This window comes from Methanocrinis sp. (assembly GCF_049974945.1).
In the GTDB taxonomy this organism is placed as follows: domain Archaea; phylum Halobacteriota; class Methanosarcinia; order Methanotrichales; family Methanotrichaceae; genus Methanocrinis.
The window spans coordinates 1-4,466 of sequence record NZ_JBNGCU010000115.1 but is presented as its reverse complement, the minus strand read 5'-3'; the positions used below and the strand labels follow the sequence as shown (position 1 = coordinate 4,466).

Here is a 4,466-nt window from a genome sequence, read left to right as displayed (position 1 = left end):
CCTTCGAAGAAGACCTCGGGAAACTCCAGCTGCCAGTGAAAGAAGCTCTTATCCTCGGCGATCCTCTGAGCCTCCCGGAACCAGGCGGATAGGGCGGGTCTTCGCCACTCGGCCTCCTTGCCCGCCACCGCCCAGAAGAGGTCGTGATAAACTGCGTCCGCCTCCTTGACCACCTTCCCCTCGTAGGTGGTGGGCTTCACCTCGTTTCCGAAGTAGACCGCGGTGTGGACGTTGGCGATCGCTCTTGCCCTGGTGTACTCGGGAAGGGACCGGAACTCCTCGAAGACCTCCTCCTTCCTCTTGATCTCGGAGAGGGAGTCGTCGCCGATCTCCTCCAGCTCCCTTATTTTACCGATCAAATGCTGGAGGAAGCGGGGCGAGACGAAGGAGGGGAGGGTCACCTGGCCTTTGTCTTTGTCTTTCTCTTTCCCTTTCCCCTTTCCCTGCACCTTCTCCCCTGGGTAGGAGATCAGGTCTGAGAATCGGGCGCCGACCAGGCTGTTACCCTGCTTCAGCCGGTGATCGAGGAAGCTGAGGGGCTTGTCCTTGGCGATGGTGACCAGCCACAAAGAGACCTTGGCCAGCTCCACCGCCAGCTCGTTCAGGTCGACGCCGTAGATCGAGTGAGAGACCGCCTCCCTCTTCGCCCACTCTGGAGTGAACTGGCCCCGGTCCTCGACCCACCCCCACTCGATATCCCTCTCCGCCGCCCGCATCAGCCTTCCCGCCAGAAACTCGACCGCGCCCACCAGGAAGTGGCCCGACCCCATCGCCGGGTCCAGGACCTTTACCGAGAGGGTGGCCTCGATCAGGCTCTCGTTTTTGGAGAGGGCCTCCTTCCACCGCTCGTCGACGACCGGCCCCACCGTCTTCTCCACGATGTAGTCGACGATGTAGTCGGGGGTGTAGTAGGAGCCGGTCGCCTTCCTCTCGCCCCGGTCACCGGTGAGGTATAGTTCGCCAGCCCTCGCCCTCTCGAACTCGCCGAACTCGCTGAAGCCCTTCTCCTTCTTCTTGCCCTGGTTGAACTCCTCCAGGGGGACCCAGCGCCGGTCCTTGCCGCCGGAGACGACCAGGTCCTCCTCGGCGACGGCGAGGTTGTACTCGAGAAGCCCCTCGTAGATCGAGCCGAGGTGTCTGATCTCCAGGGTCGAGTAGTCGACAAACCCCTTCCCGCCGTTGGCGCCGTTCTCGTCGCCCTCGCCTCTGCTGCGCCCTCTGCCGCTCTTTTTTCCCGCGCCGCCCGCCGCCCCCGCCTCGGACCGGGAGAGGAGGTCGATCGCCTCGGCCAGGCGAGAGTCGCCGATCGTCCACTTCGCCAGATCGGGGTGCTTCTGGGGGTCGAAGAGGCCTCCGTTGTAGGCGGGAACGCTGATCACGCTGTCGATCCCCAGGTTTCGGCTTCCCTGATCGATCAATCGAAAGAGGTCGTTGAGGTCAGACCAGAGCGACCTTTTGATGGGGAGGTAGGCCTGGGAAGCGGGACCGTCGAGGCGGATCGCCACCTCCTTTTTGATCCGGTCGAAGCTGTAGGAGCTGGCGTAGACCTCGTCTCTCAGGTCCAAAAGCTCCTTCCCCTCGGCGTAGAGGAGGAAGAGGAAACGGTAGAGGAGGATCATGGTGTTCCTCTGCACCCGCGCCCTCGTCTCCGGATCGTTGGGGTCGAGGCCGTTCTCGGGCCAGCGGATGAACCCGTCGGCCAGGATCTTCATCGCCCGGTAGACGTTCTCCTTCAGGTTCTCCCCGATCTCCCGAGCGTAGCTCGCCGAGCCCCGCAGGACCTCCTCCAGGAAGACCTCGCCCCGCTCGTTGGGTAGGAAGGCCTCCTCTCGGAAGAAGTAGTAGAAGTACCGAAAGGCCTCAAGATCTTTCTCCTCCAGCATCGCCGCCAGATCCACCTCGTAGTAGACGTCCAGCGGCCTCTCCTGCCGGTAGAGCCGCCACTTTGCACCGTTGGAGAGGATACCCCAGGCCGGCTCGGTCTCGTGGAGGTAGAGCCAGATCTGAAAACTGGGGTTCCTCCTCTTGTCCTGCCGGTCTTTTCCGAACCGGTCCAGCTCGGCATCCCACCTCTTCACCTCGCCGACGGCAAAGGCCTCTTTGAAGAAGGACTCGGTATCCTTCCCCGCCTGGGCCCGATCCCGCGCCTCCCGGTCGGGGAAGAAGGCGTAGTCGGGAAACTCCCTGCTCTTTGTGGCCCCCTGGACCTCGTAGCTGGGTAGGATCACCGCGAAGAGGCTCCGAAATAGCCGGTCCTCCAGCTGCGACTCGGAGAGGTTTCCTACGAAGGCACTCTCCCGCTCGTAGATCTTCTTGATCTTTCCGAAGGCGACCTCATGATCAGATCTGGCCCACTCGGGGGCGGCCTTGATCTGGTTTTCGAGATAGTGGTTGGAGAAGAGGTTTCGATTGTTGAAGGGTCGCTTCGGTTTCTGCATCGGGATCAGAGTTCGGTCTGGCCCGGATGCCGATAAATCTGTCGACAGAAAGCAGCCTGAAAAGGTCGGTAAAGAACAGGTGAGGAGATATGGTAAAAGGCTCAGAGCTTGGTGCCATTCAAAACAGAAAATGTGAACGAGGGTTGATGGGCCCGACGCGATTCGAACGCGTGATCCCCGCCGTGTAAGGGCGATGTCATAACCGACTAGACCACGGGCCCACCGGCCCATCCCTTATCCCTCGTCATATTAGACCCTATCGCTTAAGGCCGCCTTTGCGGCCTCGCTTATCGCCTACTTTCTCCGGATGTAAAGCCCGGTCATCGTCTCGTCCAAGACCTGGTCGGAGGGCTTTGAGGTCAGAAGGCTCACGATCACGATCCCCAGGATCGAGACTATGAAGCCGTAGAGGCTGAAGTGGACCGGGAGCGGATGGACGAACTGGTGCCAGTATCCCGCAAACCCGGCCCCCACCAGGCCCAGGCTCATGGAGAAGATCGCCCCCTCTCTGGTCGCCCGCCGCCAGTAGAGCCCCGCGAAGAGCGGCGCCACGTAGCAGGCGAGCATCAGGCCGATCCCCATCCATATCAGCCAGGCCAGCAGGGCGGGCGGGTTGGACCAGGCCATGATCAGGGTCAGAAGGGCCGCGGTGGCCACGGCGGCACGGCTGACGAAGGTGACTGTCGAGTCCCGGGCGTCGGGCCGCAGGAACCTCTTGTAGATGTCCCAGCCGAAGTAGGTTCCGATGGTCAGCATCAGCCTGTCCGTGGTGGACATCACCGCCGCGAGAACGATCACCCCGATGAAGACGCTGATGATGCTGGGGAAGGCGTACTCCGCCCCCAGAACGAAGGCGTAATCCTGAGGGTTGGAGACGCCGGTGGGGAGGCTGATCTGCCCCTGGCTGGCCATCACCCTTCCCGCAAACCCCGAGATCTTGATCAGGTACATCACCACCACGTATATCGAGAATGCGGCCAGGGGGGCCCACTTGAAGTACTTGCTGTCCCGGGCCGCAAAGACGTTGTTTATGACGTGAGGAGCGCTGGCCAGGCCGAAGGAGAGGAGGAAGAAGAACGATACCAGGAAGAGGGGCGTGGCGAAGGCATATCCCGCATAGGGCCCGGTCGCCCCCGGATACCAGTCCGGAAACCACGGCTGAACGAAGTGGGGATCGATCCCCGCCAGGACTACGTTGATGTGGGCAAGTCCTCCCGCGGCGTGGATCACCGCGGGCGCCACGATGATCACCCCGATGATCAGCATCAACCCCTGGATCAGGTTGTTCCAGGCCACGGCGTATAGCCCCCCCATGATCACGTAGGCGGTGACGATAAGGGCCGATATTATCAGGGCCGTATGGTAGGAGATACCGAAGAGCCAGCTCAGGACCATGCTGATGGCCACGTACTGGCCCACCATGTAGATCAGCGATACCAGAATTCCCGTAACCGCCGAGAGCCCCCGAATCCCATTCTTGCTGTAGAACCGGTCTGCAAAGTAGTCCTGTACTGTGAAGTAGCCCCGTTCCCTCCCCACGGCGTGAAGCTTCGTTCCGAAGAGGAGGATGCATACCGCAGCGCTGAGGGGGACGAAGACCTGCTCCCATATGGTGGGCCAGCCGGTGACGTACCCGAGGCCGCTCGTCCCCAGGATCGTCATCCCGCTGCAGATGCAGGCGACGATCAGGATGGTGAAGACCCAGAAGCCGAGGTTTCTTCCCGCCAGGATGTAGTCTTCAGAGGTCTTCACCTTCCTTGAGGCCCAGGCCCCCACGGCCATCAGCCCCAGGAAGTAGACGGCGACTATCACCATCATCTCGAGGTTGAACTCCAAGCTCTTCACCACCTGAGCGCCCAGAAGAGGAGCACCAGGGCGATCAACGCCGGCGCGGCGATGACCAAGAAAGTCGTCTCAAAGGGCAATCCGAACAAGTAACCTTCCTCCGCCAAATGATTGACATTATTGCACATTCTTGTACATATGCGACGTGACATCATTTGACACGCGCGATATGATAATGCATTC

At 61.1% G+C, this 4,466-nt stretch carries 2 protein-coding genes and 1 tRNA gene; all 3 read right to left on the bottom strand.

Annotated elements, in window-relative coordinates; genetic code table 11:
- Window positions 1-2,438: N-6 DNA methylase (locus ACP5EL_RS09205; RefSeq protein WP_428402215.1), on the bottom strand; the 2,438-nt coding region annotated here is incomplete at its 3' end.
- Window positions 2,439-2,585: 147 nt separating this feature from the next.
- Window positions 2,586-2,659, bottom strand: a tRNA-Val gene (locus ACP5EL_RS09200).
- Window positions 2,660-2,732: 73 nt separating this feature from the next.
- The gene (locus ACP5EL_RS09195) at window positions 2,733-4,256 is read right to left on the bottom strand and encodes a sodium:solute symporter family protein (protein WP_428402216.1); all 1,524 of its coding nucleotides are present in this window, start codon (window positions 4,254-4,256) and stop codon (window positions 2,733-2,735) included.
- Between the last annotated feature and the right edge of the window lie 210 nt (window positions 4,257-4,466).

Coding starts and splice junctions, on each gene's coding strand:
- ACP5EL_RS09195 (WP_428402216.1), bottom strand. CDS start 4,256: ATGATGGTGATAGTCGCCGTCTACTTCCTGGGGCTGATGGCCGTGGGG.